The sequence below is a fragment of the Burkholderia dolosa genome (assembly GCF_902499135.1).
GTDB classification, from domain to species: domain Bacteria; phylum Pseudomonadota; class Gammaproteobacteria; order Burkholderiales; family Burkholderiaceae; genus Burkholderia; species Burkholderia dolosa.
This window is the reverse complement of sequence record NZ_CABVPR010000016.1, coordinates 40182-58242: the sequence shown is the minus strand read 5'-3', so window position 1 is coordinate 58242 and position 18061 is coordinate 40182. Positions and strand designations below refer to the sequence as shown.

Genomic DNA, 18061 nt, shown 5'->3' with positions numbered 1-18061 from the left:
GGCTACGCGTCGGCCGCGCTCGGCTGCGCGTCGGCCACGCGGTTGCGGCCGCCGGACTTCGCGCGGTACAGCGCCTCGTCGGCCAGCCGCAGCAGCGTCGCGGCGTTCGTCCGCCCGTTCGCGGCGGTCGCGGTGCCGATGCTGGCCGTCACGCGTCCGTACGGGCTCTTCACATGCGCGATGTCGAGTGCGGCGATCGCGCGGCGGATGCATTCGGCGACGGTCGCCGCACCGTGCGCATCGGTTTCGGGCAGCGTGACGACGAATTCCTCGCCGCCGTAGCGCGCGATGTGGTCGCTGTCGCGGCGCAGGCAGCGCGATGCGCACTGCGCGACGCGACGCAGCACGTCGTCGCCGGCGAGATGGCCGTAGTAATCGTTGAACGCCTTGAAGTGATCGACGTCGACGAACAGCACGGACAGCGGCCGCCCGCTGCGCGACGCGCGTCGCGCTTCCGTCGCGAGCACCGCGTCGAACGTGCCGCGATTGTCGACGCCCGTCAGCGAATCGGTGCGCGCGAGCCGGTACAGCTTCGCTTCGGCGATCTGCCGGCGTTTGAGCTCTCGCGACAGCGCGAGCGAGCCCCACGCGATGAAGCCGGTAAAGAGGCTCATCAGCACGACGGTCCATATCGCGCGATGACGCCACGGTCCGTAGATGTCGACCTCGGCCGGCGCGACGTCGACGAGCAGCGGCAGCCCGGCGAGATGCTTGTATACATAGACGCGCCGCACGCCGTCGATCGCGCCCGTGCCGGTCACCGCACCTTGGCGGCGGCGCTGCGATTCGATGAAAATCGGCGCCGCGTGCAGGTCGAGGCCGACGACGCGCGGGTCGTACGGCAGCCGGCACACGAGCGTGCCGTTCTCCTCGATGATCGCCGCGCTGCCGTGCTTGCCGACCTCGATCCCGTCGAGCAGCGCGCGGAAGTAGTCGATGCTCAGCGTGCCGACGACCACGCCGCCGAACGAGCCGTCGGGCAGCGTGATCCGGCGGCTCAGCGCGATCGTCAGCGCGCCGCCGCGCAGCCGCGACGCGTACGGCTTGCTGATGTACAGGCCGCGCACGAGCCCGTTGCGTTGCACCTGGAAATAGTCGCGGTCCGCGAAATTGCCTTGCCGCGGCGGCGACATGCTCGAATCGATCACGATGTTGCCGTGCGGGTCCATCACGAAAATCGATCCGAGATACGCGCCGGTGGACGCGCGGTCGAACAGCAGCCGGTGACGCTGGCGCGGCGGCAACGTCATCAGCTCCGGATCGGCGATACCGTCGACGACGTTTTGCAGCGACAAATCGTAGAGCTCGATATTGCGCGCGATATCGCGTTCGATCAGCAGCATCAGGTTGTGCGCATTTTCGATCGCGTGATCGAGTGCATCGCGGCGCGCATCGATCAGCAGCAATGTGGAAAGTCCCCAGCTGAACAGCAACAGCACGATGCCGGCGACGAGTACGCCGCGCGGCGACAGGATGCGGGCGACGATCGACGCGGTTTGGCGGCGGAGTGCGGCGAGTAGCGGGTGCGGGTTCATCCTCGGCGGTTTGGCGGCGGATATTCGCGTCGTCGACGGTTCCGCGCAGTGATTTATCTCGAATGATTCGCATTATCTCGCGAATCCTTGCCGTTCCGTCCGAAATGAAAATCGCATATATGGAAAACGACCGTTTGAAACGATTACGTATCGTTACCGTGTCGCATGCCGCGATTGAACGGAATCGATTCGGAAGCGAGCGTTTCGTCTGAATATCCGCAATTTCAGATCGAGGTTCGGTTTTGCTGTCGGGTATTAAATGTTTGTCGTGGCGCGTAGTGAAAAGCGCGCACCGCGCTGCGCCGTATCGACGCGGGACGCTTGCCGCCGGAGCGCGCGATCGTCCGGCGAGCGCATCCAACCCGTTGATTCTTCGACGTGCACAAGCACAGCGTCGCGCGCGTCGCCCGAACTGTCCCCGTGGCGAATCGGGTAGAATCCGCGCTTCGCCGCAGGCGCCCGGCGCGCAACGCGTATCGGGGCCGTATCGACGTGTCGCAGCACGCGCGCCGCGCGCGGGTCTGCATGCGCGCCGGCTCCGGATGCCGGCGGCCCGCTCAACGTTCGTCTCGTTTATGTCCGCAATCCCGAATTCCGACCCACCCGGTTCGCCCGCGAACCCTCCCAAGCTTCATCGCGCGCTGAAGGCGCGTCACCTGACGATGATCGCCATCGGCGGCTCGATCGGCACGGGCCTGTTCGTCGCGTCCGGCGCGTCGATCTCGCAGGCCGGCCCCGGCGGCGCGATGGTCGCGTACATGCTGATCGGCCTGATGGTCTATTTCCTGATGACGAGCCTCGGCGAGATGGCCGCGTTCATGCCGGTGTCCGGTTCGTTCGCGACCTACGGCGCGAAATACGTCGACGCGGGCTTCGGCTTCGCGCTCGGCTGGAACTACTGGTACAACTGGGCGGTGACGATTGCGGTGGAGCTCGTCGCCGCGCAGCTGGTGATGCATTACTGGTTCCCGGACGTGCCGGGCGTCTGGTGGAGCGCGGCATTTCTCGCGGTGATGTTCCTGCTCAACGCGCTCACCGTGCGCGGTTTCGGCGAGGCCGAATACTGGTTCGCGCTGATCAAGGTCGTCACCGTGGTCGCGTTCATCGGCGTCGGGCTGCTGATGATCTTCGGCATTCTGAAGGGCGCGCCGAGCAACGGCTGGCACAACCTGACGATCGGCGATGCGCCGTTTGCCGGCGGCCTGCCGGCGATGATGGGCGTCGCGATGATCGCCGGCTTCTCGTTCCAGGGTACCGAGCTGATCGGCGTCGCGGCCGGCGAATCGGAAAACCCGCGCACGACGATTCCGCGCGCGGTGCGTCAGGTGTTCTGGCGAATCCTGCTGTTCTACGTACTGGCGATCTTCGTGATCGGCGTGCTGATTCCGTACACCGACCCGAACCTGCTGAAGACCGACGTGACCGATATCGGCGTGAGCCCTTTCACGCTCGTGTTCCGCCATGCAGGCCTCGCGTTCGCGGCCGGCGTGATGAACGCGGTGATCCTGACGGCCGTGCTGTCGGCCGGCAACTCGGGGATGTACGCGTCGACGCGGATGCTGTACAACCTCGCGACCGAGGGGCGCGCGCCGAAGCTGTTCGCGAAGCTGTCTCCGGGCGGCGTGCCACGCAACGCGCTGTACGCGACGACGGCTGTCGGCGCGCTGTGTTTCTTCACGTCGCTGTACGGCGACAAGACGGTCTATCTGTGGCTGCTGAACACGTCCGGGATGACGGGCTTCATCGCATGGCTCGGCATCGCGGTCAGCCATTACCGGTTCCGCAAGGGGTACGTGAAGCAGGGCTACCCGGTCGATCAATTGCCGTATGAATCGAAGTGGTTTCCGTTCGGTCCGCTGTTCGCGTTCGTGCTGTGTGTCGTGATCGCGCTTGGACAGGACTATCAGGCGTTCCTCGCGAACCGGATCGACTGGGCCGGCGTCGCGGCGACTTACGTTGGCATTCCGCTGTTCGTCGTCGTGTGGCTCGGCTACCGGTTCGTGAAGAAAAGCCGCTTCGTGCGTTACGAAGACATGGAGATCGCGCCGTGGGTGGCCGCGAACCGCCGCGCGCAGCAGGTCGCGAATCGCGAAACCGCGAGCTGACGCGATGCGGCGCAGCGCCGCGACGGACGAATCGAACGGGAAGCCTATGCGGGCTTCCCGTTTTTTTTCGAGCGCGCGCGGGCGGCGACGGCGTTCGGTGTCGCCGCCGGAACGCCGCGCATCAGTACGACACGCGCGCGCCGTTCTGATTGCCGTGCACGCCGATGCGCACGTGCTCGCTTTCGAGATCGGTGCGCGCGACGACGAAGCTTGCGCCGGCACGCAGACGCGTCGGATTCGCGATGCCGGACGCGCCGGTGAGCGCGCTGCTCCATTGCGGCGACGCGGCGGTGCCGATGTTGTAGTCGATGTGAACGTCGATGTCGTCCGGGCCGGGATTGGAGATCTCCACCGGCGAATGCTGGCCGAAGTCGAACAAAAGCGTCGTTTCTGCTGCGATGTTGACTTGAGGCATGGTGCGCTCCTCGGAATCGTTTCGGGATCGCGTTGCGGCGATGCGGCTCGCATGCCGATCGCGCGCGACGCACGAAAACGCGACACCAACCGGCGCGCGTGCAACTGAGGTTAAGCATCGCGGCCGCGCGGCGAAATGCACCGTTCGTCATGGGATGTCGTGCACGGGACGATGCGCGACCACGACCACGACAAGGGCCCGCAGGCGTTCGGTGCAACGGCGCGGAGAAGTTCGTCGTCGAGCGGCCGCGAGCGCGCGTTCCCTGCTTTTTTGCGGGTTTTTGCGTACGCGCGGCCAAACGCGGTTATATTTCCCGGCCCTGTCGGGCGACGGTCCGGCCGGCGCAGCGAGCGGCGCGGATCGCATCCACGCGTGCAGCGCGCGACGGCCGGCGGCGTCCGACGCTCTCGTCGTTTGTTTTCATCGTTTCGCCGCGGCCGGCATGGCGCGCGGCGCGTGCAACCCAGAGGAATTCATGAGCGCATCACCCGCCGAGCGGAAGGCCGGACCTGTTTCCATCGTGCGAATCGAAGCCGCGATCAACGCGTGGCGCGAAGTGTATCCGCCGGCACCGGACGGCGAAGACGGCTACGCGCTCGACGCAGGCAGCAACTGTCTGGCCGAGCTGTACGGCACGATGATCTGCTATCGCTTGCCGGACGTGCCGCTCGATTCGCTGAGCGACGAGCAGCGCGACGCGCTGTACGCGACGGAGGTGTAACGGCGGGCGGCGGCGATCGCGACGCGGCATCGAACCGGGAGCGGGAAGCCGCGCGCTTCCGGTTCTGCGCTTCGCGATACGGAGCGCGCGGGCCGGGATCGCCGCTTTCTGCGGTATCGTCACGGCATCCGGCGCGCATTCGGAACGATCGCGCAACACGTCCGATCGCCGCACGGTAGTGCAGTCGCCAACTGTCCGAGAGGAGGCGAAATGGAGCTGAGACATCTCCGCTACTTCGTCGCGGTCGCCGAGGAGCGGAATTTCACGCGTGCGGCCGAACGTCTGCACATCGCGCAGCCGCCGCTGAGTCGCCAGATTCAGCAGCTCGAGGAGGCGCTCGGCGTGTCGCTGTTCGAGCGCAGCGCGCGGCCGCTGAAGCTGACGGATGCCGGGCGGTTCTTCTATTCGCATGCGGTGCAGCTGCTTGCACAGACGGCCGAGCTCGAATCGATGACGAAGCGGGTCGGCAAGATCGAGCGCAGCATGTCGGTCGGCTTCGTCGGCTCGACGCTGTACGGCATGCTGCCGAAGATCATCCGGCGCTTTCGCAGCGAATATCCGGCGGTCGAGCTCAGCCTGCACGAGATGTCGACGATGGACCAGATCAAGGCGCTGAAGGAAGGACGCATCGACGTCGGCTTCGGCCGCATCCGCCACGAGGATCCGAGCGTGCGGCGCGTCGTGCTGCGCGAAGAGCGGATGATCGTCGCGCTGCCGGTCGGTCATCCGCTCGACGGCGCAAAGGCGGTGCTGTCGCTGCACGATCTCGTGAACGACACGCTGATCATCTTCCCGAAGGCGCCGCGGCCGAGCTATGCGGACCAGGTGCTCGCCGCGTTCCACGATCGTGCGCTGCAGCCGCGGCGAATCTACGAGACGCGCGAACTGCAGATCGCGCTCGGCCTCGTCGCGATGGGCGAGGGCGTGTCGGTCGTGCCGCACAGCGTGTATGGCCTCAAGCGCGACGACATCAGCTACAAGCCGCTCGACGATCCGAATCTCGTGTCGCCGATCATCATGAGCATGCGAATGCTCGACGAATCGGAGGACATCCGCGCGATGCAGGCGCTGATCTATCGGCTGTACGACGAGGCGCAGATGGAATATCTGCCGCCGCAGCCGCAATGAACGCGGCGTGCGCGCGGCGGCTTGACGTGCCGCGCATGCGAGCGCCAACATCGGCGAGATTCGACGCAGCATGCCGCATGCCGCCGCTTTTTGCGCAGACGACATACAGATGACCGATATCGACACCGAGGAGACGATCGTCGAGACGCCGCAAGGGCGTCTCTTTGCGAAGCGCTGGCGCGGCCGGGCCGTGCGGGAGGTGCGCGAACCGGTAACGCGTGCGCAGGCTTCGGCTACGCCGGCCGCACCCGATCCGGCCGCGCCGATCGTCCTGCTGCACGATTCGCTCGGATGCGTCGAACTATGGCGCGACTTCCCGGCCCGGCTCGCGCGCGCGACGCAACGCGACGTGATCGCGTACGACCGCCTCGGCTTCGGCCGTTCCGATCGTCATCCGGGCACGCTGGACACGACGTTCGTCCGCGACGAGGCCGAGCACGGATTCCGCGCGCTGCTCGCGCAGTTCGGGATCGATGCGTTCATTGCGCTGGGACACAGCGTCGGCGGCGGGATGGCGGTCGGCTGCGCGGCCGCGTATCCGGAACGCTGCCGCGCGCTCGTGACGATCGCCGCGCAGGCGTTCGTCGAGGATCGCACGCTCGCCGGCATCCGCGACGCCGGCCGCCAGTTCGACGCGCCCGGCCAGCTCGACCGGCTCGTGCGGTATCACGGCGACAAGGCCGAGTGGGTGCTGCGCGCGTGGGTCGATACGTGGCTGTCGCCGTCGTTTCGCGACTGGAGCCTCGACGACGACCTGCCGCGCGTGCGCTGCGCGACGCTCGCGATTCACGGCGCGCACGACGAATACGGCTCCGACGCGCATCCGAAGCGGATCGCCGCGCGCGTCGCGGGCCCGTCGTCGTTCGTGCTGCTCGACGCGTGCAGGCACGTGCCGCACCGCGAGCGGACGGACGACGTGCTGGCCGCGGTTGCGACCTTCCTGCGCGACGCCGGCGCGTGAATGCCGATGCAACGGCCGGCGGCGTCGCGCGCCGGCGATCAGAACGCGAGCTGGATCGCGAGATCGATCGCCAGCAGCGCGATCGAGCAGCCGATGCCGAGCACCACGTTCGGCACGCGGTGCTCGAAGTCGCGATGGTCCTTGCGCATCGCCGCGCCGAGCAGGAAGATCGCCTCGACGACGATCTGCAGGCCGACGAACAGCAGCATCAGCAGATACTCGTAGCCCATCTGCTTGTACGCGGCGAATTGCATCCCGTGATCGCGGATCCACTGGCCGACGCGCAGCAGTTCGTACACGAACAGCAGCGCGGGAAACAGGTAGCTGACGATATAGGTCGGCGCGGTAGCGTGCCGCAGTTCGAGGTGGAAGTGCTGATGCGTGGTAGCCATCACGAATCCCTCCTTGCAACGCATGATTGCGGTCGCACGGCCGCGCGACGACGTGCGCGCGGGTTCGCCCGATGCGCGATGCGCAGCCGTACGACGCCAGCATACTGCTGCGCGCGGAATTTGGCATGCTGCGCGTGCGTTCGCGGCGTCGATCCGTCGGTGTCGCGCAACGCGCTGCGGCACGCGTCACCTACGCGTTCGCTCGCGCCCCTTCGACGAACAACCGGACGATCGCGTTGAATTCGCGCGTCAGCGCGAGCCCGGGCACGGTCAGCCAGCGCAGCATGGCCGCCAGGTACAGGTGATGGAACCACGTCGCGAGCTGCTCGGCCGGCAGTGCGCGGTTCAGCTCGCCGGCCTGCTGACCGGCCGCGATCAGCTGCTGCCATACGAGCGCGATATCGCTGCCGTCCGCATCGTCGCGTTCCGCTTCGACCGTGCCGATGCTCAGGAACCGGTGCCGCAGATACGCGAGCAGATACGCCGGATGCTGCTCGCACCATGCGGCCGACGCGTCGAGCACGCAGCCGATTTTCGACGCGAACGTCTTGCGCCGTGCAACGTCGCGCTGCAGATGCGCGAGGTCGCGCGCGAGTTCGCCCTCGAGCCAGTGCGCGAGCAGCGCTTCCTTCGTCGGAAAGTGGTTGTACAGCGTGCGCTTCGCGACATCGGCGTGCGCGGCGATCTGCTCCATCGTGACGGCGTCGTAGCCGTGCGCGTCGAACAGGCGCGCGCCAGTGGCTGCCAGATGCGCAAGCATCTGGATGCGCTTGCGCGCGCGGCGGCCGGTATCGTCGGTGGTGGTCGGCATTGAACGGTAGTTGGCAGAAAGTGTACGAGTTGCATTAGTATACGACGTGCATTTTTGCGAATCCACTCGTTCTCGTCGTATACGAGGAGTCACGCATGAAGCTCGTCATCGCCACTTACGGCACCGAAGGCGACACGCGCCCGCTGGCGGCGCTCGGTCGTGCGCTGATGGACGCCGGTCACGACGTCCGGCTGCTGGCGGATGCCGCGACGCTCGGCTCGGCCGCCGCGCTTCGTGTGCCCTGTGCAGCGTTGTCGGGCGACATGCGCGCGGCGCTGGCGCCGGACGGCGAACTGTCGGGCGCGGTGAACGCGCGCGGCGGCTTCAACGACACGTCGAAGGCGCTCGCGGCGATCGCGAACGCGAATACGGCCGCATGGATGCGCGAAATCGCGGACGCGTCGGCCGGCTGCGATGCGATTCTCGTGTCGGGGCTCGCATCGTTCGTCGGGCTGTCGGTCGCCGAGTATCGCCGTGTGCCGGCGATCGGCACCGGGATGATCCCGATCACGCCGACGGCCGAGTTCGCGTCGCCGTTCCTGCCGCCCGGCAAGCTGCCGCGCTGGCTGAACCGCGCGAGTCACCGGCTCGTGAATGCGCTGCTGTGGCAGGCGTTCAGGAAAGCGACGAATGCGGCGCGCGAGAACGTATGCGGGCTGCCGCCGCGCAAACGCGTATGGACCGATCATCCGATGCTGTACGGCGTGTCGCCCGCGTTGCTGTCCGGCCCGCGCGACTGGCCGTCGAATGCAATGGCATGCGGTCAGTGGCGCATCGATGCGCGCGACTGGACGCCGCCGCGCGAATTGTCGGTGTTTCTCGACGCGGGCGAACCGCCCGTGTACGTCGGTTTCGGCAGCATGGCCGGTTTCGATCGGCACGCGATGGCCGCTGCACTCGCGAACGCGCTCGACGGTCGACGCGCGCTGTTCTATCCGGGCTGGAGCGGCATCGACGCGTCGCTGCTGCCCGCGCACGTATGCGTGATCGGCGACACGCCGCACGACTGGCTGTTCCCGCGCACGTCGATGGCGATTCATCACGGCGGATCGGGCACCACGCATTCGGCTGCGCGCGCCGGCGTGCCGTCGGTCGTCGTGCCGTTCGCCGGCGATCAGTTCTTCTGGGCAAACCGGCTGCGACGGCTCGGCGTGGCAGCGGCGCCGATTGCCGGCCGACGCGTCGATGCTGCTGCGCTCGCGCGCGCGATCGCGTTTGCCGAACACCGCGATACGAAGGCGCGCGCGGCCGAGCTCGGTGCGCGTATCGCGCAGGAAGACGGCGTGCGGCGTGCGGTCGATGCGATCGAGCGATGGGCGCGGCCCGCCGCGCGGTGACGCGTGCGCGTCAGAAATGCCCGGTGAATCGATAGCGGCTGCCCGGGTGCCACAGATTCGCGACCGACGCGACCATCCCTTGCGACCACGTGCGCCGATGCAGCAGCAGACACGGTTCACGCTCGTCCATCGCCAGCAGCCGGCGTGATTCCGCATCGGGCATCGCGGCTTCGATCCGGTATTCGACACGCTGCAGCGGCGCGACGCGCGTCAGGTACTGGTTCGGCGTCGTCGTCGTGAAGTCCTGCAGCGCGTATTCGGGCGCGCACGCGGGATTGACCCAGCGCTCCTCGAGCTGCACCGGCGTGTCGTTCTCGAAGTGCAGCACGCGCGAATGGAAGATCGCGCTGCCGGTGTCGAGCTGCAATTCGTCGGCGAGCTTCGCGTCGGCGACGGCCGCGCCGACCTGCAGCACCTGCGCGCGATAGCGGTGGCCGCGTGCGGCGACTTCGTCGGAGATGCTGCGGATCGCGACGAGCGTCGATTCGTATTTCGGCGATGCGACGTACGTGCCGGACCCGCGCGTGCGCGTGAGTACCTGCTCGGCCGTCAGTTCGCGCAGTGCGCGGTTGACCGTCATCCGCGCGACGTTGAATTCCCGCGCGAGCTCGTTCTCCGACGGCACCTGGTCGCCTTCCGCCCACTCGCCGGAATGAATGCGCGCGAGGATGAAGTCCTTGATTTCCTGATAGATCGGTGTGGTCATTGCATCGCTGTTCAAGAGACGGCGGCCGCGCATGCCGGCCTTCGTGCGGTGTCCGCGGAGTGTACCGGTTCGTCGTCGCGCCGAGCGCGCGATCGACACGGGAGCGCCGTCGTTCCGGCATGCGTCGCGACGCGGAACCGCCGGCGGATGTCGCCGCTCGCCGCACCGCAGGTGCAAAAGTATAGACAAAACCCACGTGCGCGAGCGGCGCACCGGCTGCACGCCGAAAGCGCGGATTCAGCCGCGTGTAATTCGTAGATAACTGAAATATAAGAAAAACGCTGCGAAAGGGACGGTCCGGACGCAACTAGAGACAAACACGGATTGCCGGCCTCGCGCTCGAAAAGGCAAAGTTGTATGTACAACTTGGGCGCTGCGGCGAACGCAGGTTCCGGGTTGGAAGGGTGGTTGGCGAACTGCCGTGCGGGGGCGCGCGGCGAGCGTCGACCGAGTTCGCCAATACGCCAATACAGCACGCGATGAAAGAGCGCGCGTCCGGTATTGCCGTTGCGTGCGTCGCGATCGGCTCCGCTGTGGGCGGCCGATGCCGTCGCGACGCATGCGGCGATTGCCGCGCTGCGTCGTTCATCGTTTCGAATCGGGACACGCTCAAATGATTTTCCAGGGATTTGGTCCGCTGCTGTGGGCCGGCACGGTCGAAACCGTGAAGCTCGCGGTACTGTCGCTCGCCGCTTCGCTCGTGCTCGGCCTCGCGGGCGCGGCCGCGAAGCTGTCGACGAGCCGCATGCTGAAGTCGCTCGGCACGTTCTATACGACGCTGATCCGCGCGGTGCCGGACCTCGTGCTGATGCTGCTGCTGTTCTACGGGATCCAGATCCTGTTGAACGACGCGACCGACCTGCTCGGCCGCGAGCAGATCGATATCGATCCGTTCGCTGCCGGCGTCGTGACGCTCGGCTTCATCTACGGCGCGTACTTCACCGAGACGTTTCGCGGTGCCTTCCTCGCGGTGCCGCGCGGGCAGCTCGAGGCCGGTTTCGCGTACGGGATGAGCGGCTGGCGCGTGTTTCGCCGCATCCTGTTCCCGCAGATGATGCGCTTCGCGCTGCCGGGCATCGGCAACAACTGGCAGGTGCTCGTGAAGGCGACCGCGCTCGTATCGATCATCGGCCTGGCCGACGTGGTAAAGGCTTCGCAGGACGCCGGCAAGAGCACGCTCGATTTCTTCTTCTTCACGCTCGCGGCAGGCGCCATCTATCTCGCGATCACGACGATGTCGAACGTCGTGCTGTACCGCCTCGACAAGCGTTATTCCATCGGCGTCCGGAGGCCCGCACTGTGATCGAACTCGTCAGCCAGTACTGGCAGAACTATCTGTACACCGACGGCTATCGCTTCAGCGGTCTCGCGATCACGCTGTGGCTGCTCGTCGTGTCGATCGTGCTCGGCTTCGCACTCGCGGTGCCGCTCGCAATTGCGCGCGCGTCGTCGGAGCGCTGGATCGCGGGCCCCGTTTGGCTCTACACGTACGTGTTCCGCGGCACGCCGCTCTACGTGCAGCTGCTGATGTGCTACACCGGCATCTACAGCCTGCAGGTCGTGCACGATCACGTGCTGCTCGACACGTTCTTCCGCGACGCAATGAACTGCACGCTGCTCGCGTTCGTGCTGAACGAATGTGCGTACGCGACCGAGATTTTCGCGGGTGCGATCAAGGCGACGGCGGCGGGCGAGATCGAGGCCGGCGTCGCATTTGGAATGTCGCGCGTGAAGCTTTACACGCGGATCGTCGTGCCGTCGGCGCTACGCCGCTCGCTGCCGAGCTACAGCAACGAAGTGATCCTGATGCTGCACGCGACGACGCTCGCGTTCACCGCAACCGTGCCCGATATCCTGAAGGTCACGCGCGACGTGAATTCCGCGACCTACATGTCGTTCCAGGCATACGGCATTGCGGCCGTGCTGTACGCGGTCGTCGTGTTCGCGCTGATCTGGGCGTTCCGCAAGCTCGAGGCGCGCTGGCTCGCCTATCTGTCGCCGCGTCGTTGACGCATTCGAAGGAAGAACTCCGTATGTACAAGCTCACCGTTGAAGACCTGCACAAGAAGTTCGGCGACAACGAGGTATTGAAGGGCGTGTCGATGAAGGCGAAGGCCGGCGACGTGATCAGCATCATCGGCTCGAGCGGTTCGGGCAAGAGTACGTTTCTGCGCTGTATCAACTTCCTCGAGCAGCCGTGCGCCGGGCGGATCACGATCGGCAGCGAGCCGATCCGTACCGAACGCGACCGCAACGGCTCGCTGCACGTGGCCGACCGGAAGCAGTTGCAGCGCATGCGCACGAAGCTCGCGATGGTGTTCCAGCACTTCAACCTTTGGGCGCACATGACGGTGCTCGACAACGTGATCGAGGCGCCGATCGCCGTTCTGGGCATCGGCAAGGACGAAGCCGTTGCGCGCGCACGCAAGTATCTGCGCAAGGTCGGGCTGCCGGAGCGCGTCGAGCGCATGTATCCGTCGCATCTGTCGGGCGGTCAGCAGCAGCGCGTCGCGATCGCACGCGCGCTCGCGATGGAGCCGGAGGTGATGCTGTTCGACGAGCCGACGTCGGCGCTCGATCCGGAACTCGTCGGCGAAGTGCTGAAGGTGATGCAGGCGCTCGCCGAAGAAGGGCGCACGATGATCGTCGTCACGCACGAGATGGGGTTTGCGCGCAACGTGTCGAGTCACGTGATCTTCCTTCATCAGGGGAAGATCGAGGAGGAGGGCGATCCGCAGCAGATTCTCGTCGATCCGAAGAGCGAGCGGCTCGCGCAGTTTCTGTCGGGGCGGTTGAAGTAGCGTGAACTGCGGCGATGCGTGCGCGCGCCGAACAGCGGCGCACGCCTCCGCCGATTCTCGCCGGCCTCGGACGGCCGCGCGCGGAACACGGCCGCGCGTGCAGCGGCTCACGAAAGGTTGCGCCGCATGTCGCGGACGTGCAGCCATATCGCCGATATCAGGAAATAGACGGCGCCTACCGTCGCATAACCGGAAATCTTCACGATGGCGGCCGGCATCGGCGCGTAGCTTTGTGCGATGAAGAGCGCGCCGGCCAGCGCGGACTGTGCGCTGCTTAACCCCACCATCCACTGCGCACCGAAAAGAATCGCGCAGATGCCGTATGCCGCGAGCACCGCGTACACGTGCGCATTCAGCACGACAAGGCCGCAACGAGCGCGATTGCATTGATCGTGACGTTGGCTGCTCGCGCGTGATTTCCGGCCATCCCGCAGCTGCGCGACATATCGACGCAGTTCGCAAACGCGTCCCGGGCCGGATAACCGGCGAGCAGAACCGCTGCACCTGCAGGGTGTTGCCGGCCGACGGAAAGCGCCAGATGAGCGATTTTTATTAGTGTCCTTAATCGGTCCTGGTCGTTCCGACACAGTGGCCCGTGGCGTTTTCGTCTACGGGCACGGTGTGTTCTGTGGTCACTAAGGAGATTGGGCATGAGTGTAAATTCGGTGATGGCGACGCGGATGTCGATACATAATCACGATGGTAAAAGGTTGCGGAGTTTTTTGCGACGTCAAATGAAAAGACGGTGCATAAATTCCAGATAAAGGAATTTACGCGAGAACTGAAGAAGGTTGCCAGTGGGTTGGCAAAAATGGAAAGCGGAAATTTACCTTTTATGGAAAAACTATCGGCGCGAGACGATGTTGCGAAATCACTCGCTCGCTGTGCGAGTATGAGCCGAAAGATCGAGGATGATTTCCAGAAAACGACTTATCGACATAATCCGAAAAAATTAAAAGAATTTTCTGCGGGACAAGACAAGCTGCTCCGTCTGCAGAGTCGAGACAAGGCTGTGAAAGAACGGGACGCTTTTCAACTGTATAGCTCAGCGCGGCAAGAGGACGTGCGAGCCATCGATGCCGAGCAGCGCACCGCACGGCGCGAGCTGCTGAAGAAAAATCCCGACGCCAACTTCAATGGCGGCATGGTCCGATGATGGATCGATCGGCAGCCCGAGAAAGGGTCGACGATATCGTCGATTGAATGACGATCTCCGGCAGCATGATTGCGTGGCCCGGCTTCGGGCCGCGCAGCGAGCGACATGGCGGTTCTGCGCTAATGCGGGGGCCGTCGCCGCACCACATTGAAATGGCCGAAGCGTTTACAGCGCCACCGGAGGTTTGGTTGTGAAATCGATCATGCTCAGATCAACGGCTCGCGTCGATTGCGTCGCGGAATCGAGCGTGCGGAAACAGACAGCGTGCGGCGACGACATCCGAACGGCGATCCGTATTGGACGATTCGGTGCCTTCGGCGTGCGCCGATCGCCAATGCACCGAATGCCAGCTTCGGCCTGCCGCAGTCGCTGGTTTTCCGAATGCGCAAGCGGATTTGCCGCGGCGTGCCGGTACCCGGACACACGCGCAAGCCGGTGATCGATTTTTTATATTGGATCAATAGATTGCGGGCTATCGTTTGCCGACGGCGAACGGCTGTGTTGTGGTCTAGCAGACTGCAGTAGGGGAAATACAGCTCGCAAATCTTGAATCCACTGAATCGATCATCTTCGGAGTATTTCACGTATGGAAAATGAGGCTCTCCGGGAAATTTTTGATGACCTCGACGGGCTCCGCGGCCTCCCGCATCAGCAGGATTCGCGTAAAGATGGGGCGGTGCGCGGCACATTGAGAAAGTTCGCCGCGCTGGTCGAGCGAATCGACGTGTCGGATTTGAACTTCGAGCAGATGAAGGCGCTGCGTTCGTCCGTCATCGACGCCGCGAGGCGTGCCGAGTCGGCATTTTCCGATAGTCGAGCGAAAGGCGGTACGAAGGCAGCGCGATGGATCGGCGAATCGATCCTGGCAATCGAGAGCAAGGCAATCAGATACTGCGAGGACAAGATTGTCGAGAGCGAAAACAGGATAAATGACCTGAACAGGCAGGTGGAGCACAGCAGGGAGAATCAAGAGACGCTCGTTGCGGGGCGGCGGCGTGCTGAACGTCGGGTCAAGCATCTGGAAGAGCGGCTGAGAATCGAGATCGGCAAATACGTACGCATTACCGAACAGGCCCGCGATATCGGCATGAAACGGACACTGCGCAACGCGTATCGTTTTCGGCATCGCACGTATCGGAACAACGGGGTCGACCGTGCGTTGCGTTATGACATTTTGAGCGACCGCACCGCTAGCCGATTTCGCATCGCGACGAGCAGCGGGCAAAATATGGACCGCATCGTCTGCGCGTCGCCGGTCCCCGAGTTCGACAAGGCAAAGCGCGCGCTCGACAAGGTGGTCGAGTGTGAGCGAATGATCGGCAATGTAAGGGCCGGCCAGCTTCCCGGCGAATATGTCAACGCCGTCTACGAGGCCGAGCGGAAGCGGATCACGGAGAGCAGGCGGAAAATAGCCGGACTGAGGGGCGAGATCCAGCGGCTGCGGAATTTCAAGGCGAGCATTATCGACGGGCTGCGGCTGAACGCCGGCCAGGCATGCGCGCCCCGCTCGAGCGGCGGCCGCGTCGTCTGTCGGCATGCTTGCGATAGGCGTGGCTTCGCGGCGGTATGACGAACCGGACGGCGTGCGAGCATGGCGGTCGGCCGGCGGTTTGCTTCCAGCCGCGATTGCTACGTGCCGGTTCGGCCCGAATCGGATTGCCGATACATTGGCAAGCGGATAACGAAATCCGTTCCGTGTCCGGGCGCGCTGGACACTTCGACCGTACCCCGATGCCGTTCGACGACCGCCTTGACGAACGGAAGTCCGAGCCCGACCCCGCCGTCCTCGCGTCGTCCGCGCTCAACCTGAAAGAACGGTTCAAAGAGCCGCTGCAACGCTTCCGCCGGTATGCCGATACCCTGGTCGACCACGTGAAGCGCTAGCTCGGCGTCGCCGATTCTTTCGATGCGCACGTCGATTGCCGTGCGCGGCGGCGAATACTTGATCGCATTGTCGATCACGTTGACGAGCGCGCGCATCAGCATGTGCGCGTCGCCGCGAATCAGCGTATCGTCGACATCGCCGGACGGGCCGTGCAGCGAAATCGACTTCTTGCGGGCTGCAACGAGCGTCTGGCCGACTGCGTCCACTGCGAGATCTTCGAGCATGACGGGCTCGAACGCGCTATCGGACAGGCGCTCGGCGCGTGACAACTGTACGAAACCGTTCGCAATTCGTAGCGAGTAGTCGGCCTGTCGCCGAAGATCCCGAAGAAACGCCTGATCGCCGGTACCGTCTTGCTCCTCGTGCCGGTGCTCGATCAGCGCGAGAATCGACGTCAGCGGGCTGCGCAGATCGTGAGCGATATGGCGCAGCACCTGCGTGTCATACGAAACTGCGTTGTCGGCCTCGATCAGGCAGACGAGGTGCGACCGCTGAGCGTCGTCGCGGCCGGCCGGGACGGAACCGTCGGTCGCTGCCGGGCTCGATAGCGGCTCGCATAACAGCAGATGCGCGCGCCCGTCCCACGCGATTTCCCGGCTGACATCGCCGCCCGTGCGAAGACTTTCGGCGATCGCGTCTTCGATCGGCGCGACGCGCTCGTGCGCCGCACCGGTTCGCGCGGGCGACGCGTCGCCGAGAAATTCCGCCGCTCGCGCATTCCAGACAGCGACCTTGCCTTCCAGCGCCAGAAAAACCGGGTACGGCAACTGGTTGATCATGTCGACGTAGATCTTTTGCCAGCTCCGAATCTGCCTCATGGCGGTCTGCACGTCGCCCAGCCCGTCTGCCGTTTCGGCTGCCTGTAGCGCCGAGGCCGGCAGCGTACCGATCGATTCGGAGATCGATCGCAAGCTCGAGATCTCCGTGCGCATCATCGCGACCATGCTGCTGTGGCGCTCCCACGCGAAGTATCCGTAGATGAGCAGGCAGATGACCGGCAGCAAGCCGACCGGCAACCATATCCTGAGCGTCAGCAGCAGCGGCGGAATGACCACCAGTGCGATGCACCACGTGAGCGCAATGACGTGTATCGCCCGTCCGGAAAACCGCAGGCAGATCACAATCATGCCGGCCGCCAGTACGGCGTAAATCAGCATCTCCATCGAATCGGGAAGCTCGCGTACGAGATGATGGCGCTCGACCGCGTCGGTAAACAGCAGGTCCAGATATGCGCGCGGCACGACATTGCGGCTGAGCAGCGAAAGCGGATAACGGCCCTCGCCGAGCCACGCCGAATGGCCGACGAACACGATCTTGCCTGCAAACGCCTGTTGTGGCACGCGGCCTTCGATGACGTCGAGATACGAATATTGCGTCACATCGTCTTGCTGATGGAGCATGGCCAGCACGTAGTCGGTCCGGAACTGGCCCGGTGCGTCGCGATTCGCAGCCGGTCGAACGTACTTGAGAACGTCGGCGCTGCGGTCGATCCCTACGGTTCGCAACGCGGTCAGCGCGACGTGCGCGAACACGCCGTCCGGCATCGTCGCGTACGGCACGAAGCCGGACACGGTTCCGAAATGCCCGAGCACCAGGTCGCGCTGCGCGATGGCGGCGGCATTGACGCGCAGGGTGTTCCATGGTGCGGACGGGAGCATTCGCGGCGCTTCCTGACTGGTGCTCGGCAGCACCAGAACGACCCGCCCGTGGCGGCGCATCGCGCTCTCGAGCCGCGTATAGTCCTGAGCCGGCAGCATCGGGACATCCAATACGACGGAGCCCGCGGCGCCAAGCTGCGCGAGCAGGCGCTCGGGGTCGCCGGGCAGATTGCTCAAGCCGAGCGCGGCGACCGTCCGCGCATCGATATTTACCAGCACGATGTTCGTGGGCGCCCCGCGCGCGTACCACCTGACCACGGCGTCGTAGAGCAGGCGATCGAGGGCGCCGGACACCGTTCGGCCGGCTGGCCGGCCGGCCAGCAACGCGAGTACGACCAGTAGCGCGATCAGCAACATCTTGGGCGCACCCCGCACCCGCATCGTGTCGAGCAATTTGCGCATGGTTCCTGCCGAGTTGTGTGCTTGCGCCGGACGCAAGCCGAACGTGCC

17 protein-coding genes are annotated in these 18061 nt (G+C 65.0%); 10 read left to right on the top strand and 7 right to left on the bottom strand.

Annotated elements, in window-relative coordinates; genetic code table 11:
• Positions 1 to 2: 2 nt before the first annotated feature.
• The gene (locus BUB20358_RS10005) at positions 3 to 1535 is read right to left on the bottom strand and encodes a sensor domain-containing diguanylate cyclase (RefSeq protein WP_035974992.1); all 1533 of its coding nucleotides are present in this window, start codon (positions 1533 to 1535) and stop codon (positions 3 to 5) included.
• Positions 1536 to 2110: 575 nt separating this feature from the next.
• On the opposite strand from BUB20358_RS10005, the gene BUB20358_RS10000 reads away from it, so the two are divergent.
• Entirely contained in the window at positions 2111 to 3640 is a 1530-nt protein-coding gene (locus BUB20358_RS10000; RefSeq protein WP_035974994.1) for an amino acid permease, read from the top strand.
• 121 nt (positions 3641 to 3761) lie between these two features.
• On the opposite strand, the gene BUB20358_RS09995 is transcribed toward BUB20358_RS10000, so the two are convergent.
• On the bottom strand, positions 3762 to 4055 hold the full coding sequence (locus BUB20358_RS09995) for a hypothetical protein (RefSeq protein WP_094190688.1): 294 nt from the start codon (positions 4053 to 4055) through the stop codon (positions 3762 to 3764).
• A 475-nt stretch (positions 4056 to 4530) separates the two neighbouring features.
• Between BUB20358_RS09995 and BUB20358_RS09990 the strand changes: the two genes are divergently transcribed.
• The 3 genes from BUB20358_RS09990 (at position 4531) to BUB20358_RS09980 (ending at position 6865) form a co-directional block, all read left to right on the top strand.
• A complete protein-coding gene (locus BUB20358_RS09990) occupies positions 4531 to 4776 on the top strand; it encodes a DUF3717 domain-containing protein (RefSeq protein WP_035975421.1) in 246 nt (81 codons plus the stop codon).
• 210 nt (positions 4777 to 4986) lie between these two features.
• Positions 4987 to 5904: a LysR family transcriptional regulator gene (locus tag BUB20358_RS09985; RefSeq protein ID WP_006766914.1), complete on the top strand. Its 918-nt coding sequence runs from the start codon at positions 4987 to 4989 to the stop codon at positions 5902 to 5904.
• A 109-nt stretch (positions 5905 to 6013) separates the two neighbouring features.
• Positions 6014 to 6865, top strand: coding sequence for an alpha/beta fold hydrolase (locus BUB20358_RS09980; RefSeq protein ID WP_035975422.1), 852 nt, complete (start codon positions 6014 to 6016; stop codon positions 6863 to 6865).
• A gap of 38 nt (positions 6866 to 6903) precedes the next feature.
• Here the strand turns inward: BUB20358_RS09980 and BUB20358_RS09975 are convergent, their stop codons facing one another.
• Together BUB20358_RS09975 and BUB20358_RS09970 are read right to left on the bottom strand one after the other, a co-directional pair.
• On the bottom strand, positions 6904 to 7257 hold the full coding sequence (locus tag BUB20358_RS09975) for a hypothetical protein (RefSeq protein ID WP_035975423.1): 354 nt from the start codon (positions 7255 to 7257) through the stop codon (positions 6904 to 6906).
• A gap of 190 nt (positions 7258 to 7447) precedes the next feature.
• Positions 7448 to 8068 carry a TetR/AcrR family transcriptional regulator gene (locus tag BUB20358_RS09970; protein WP_035974998.1) on the bottom strand — a complete coding sequence of 207 codons (621 nt, stop codon included), beginning with the start codon at positions 8066 to 8068 and terminating at the stop codon, positions 7448 to 7450.
• Positions 8069 to 8163: 95 nt separating this feature from the next.
• Between BUB20358_RS09970 and BUB20358_RS09965 the strand changes: the two genes are divergently transcribed.
• Positions 8164 to 9405, top strand: coding sequence for a glycosyltransferase (locus BUB20358_RS09965; protein ID WP_006766918.1), 1242 nt, complete (start codon positions 8164 to 8166; stop codon positions 9403 to 9405).
• Between the two features lie 10 nt (positions 9406 to 9415).
• Here the strand turns inward: BUB20358_RS09965 and hutC are convergent, their stop codons facing one another.
• Positions 9416 to 10111 carry a histidine utilization transcriptional repressor HutC gene (hutC, locus tag BUB20358_RS09960; protein WP_035975424.1) on the bottom strand — a complete coding sequence of 232 codons (696 nt, stop codon included), beginning with the start codon at positions 10109 to 10111 and terminating at the stop codon, positions 9416 to 9418.
• A gap of 613 nt (positions 10112 to 10724) precedes the next feature.
• Here hutC and BUB20358_RS09955 point away from each other — a divergent pair.
• The 3 genes from BUB20358_RS09955 to BUB20358_RS09945 are packed head-to-tail and all read left to right on the top strand — an operon-like array spanning position 10725 to position 12912.
• Positions 10725 to 11414, top strand: a complete 690-nt coding sequence (locus BUB20358_RS09955; protein WP_035975001.1) for an ABC transporter permease — start codon at positions 10725 to 10727, stop codon at positions 11412 to 11414.
• Positions 11411 to 12121, top strand: a complete 711-nt coding sequence (locus tag BUB20358_RS09950; RefSeq protein WP_006766921.1) for an ABC transporter permease — start codon at positions 11411 to 11413, stop codon at positions 12119 to 12121. Before BUB20358_RS09955 ends, BUB20358_RS09950 begins: the two co-directional genes overlap by 4 nt.
• Positions 12122 to 12144: 23 nt before the next feature.
• Positions 12145 to 12912 carry an ABC transporter ATP-binding protein gene (locus BUB20358_RS09945; protein WP_035975003.1) on the top strand — a complete coding sequence of 256 codons (768 nt, stop codon included), beginning with the start codon at positions 12145 to 12147 and terminating at the stop codon, positions 12910 to 12912.
• A gap of 107 nt (positions 12913 to 13019) precedes the next feature.
• On the opposite strand, the gene BUB20358_RS09940 is transcribed toward BUB20358_RS09945, so the two are convergent.
• Positions 13020 to 13256, bottom strand: a complete 237-nt coding sequence (locus BUB20358_RS09940; protein WP_123806737.1) for a hypothetical protein — start codon at positions 13254 to 13256, stop codon at positions 13020 to 13022.
• A 401-nt stretch (positions 13257 to 13657) separates the two neighbouring features.
• Here BUB20358_RS09940 and BUB20358_RS09935 point away from each other — a divergent pair, with 401 nt between their 5' ends.
• Together BUB20358_RS09935 and BUB20358_RS09930 are read left to right on the top strand one after the other, a co-directional pair.
• A complete protein-coding gene (locus BUB20358_RS09935; protein ID WP_123806736.1) occupies positions 13658 to 14068 on the top strand; it encodes a hypothetical protein in 411 nt (136 codons plus the stop codon).
• A gap of 586 nt (positions 14069 to 14654) precedes the next feature.
• On the top strand, positions 14655 to 15638 hold the full coding sequence (locus BUB20358_RS09930) for a hypothetical protein (protein WP_035975004.1): 984 nt from the start codon (positions 14655 to 14657) through the stop codon (positions 15636 to 15638).
• Between the two features lie 59 nt (positions 15639 to 15697).
• On the opposite strand, the gene BUB20358_RS09925 is transcribed toward BUB20358_RS09930, so the two are convergent.
• On the bottom strand, positions 15698 to 18013 hold the full coding sequence (locus BUB20358_RS09925; protein WP_035975006.1) for an ATP-binding protein: 2316 nt from the start codon (positions 18011 to 18013) through the stop codon (positions 15698 to 15700).
• Positions 18014 to 18061: the final 48 nt, after the last annotated feature.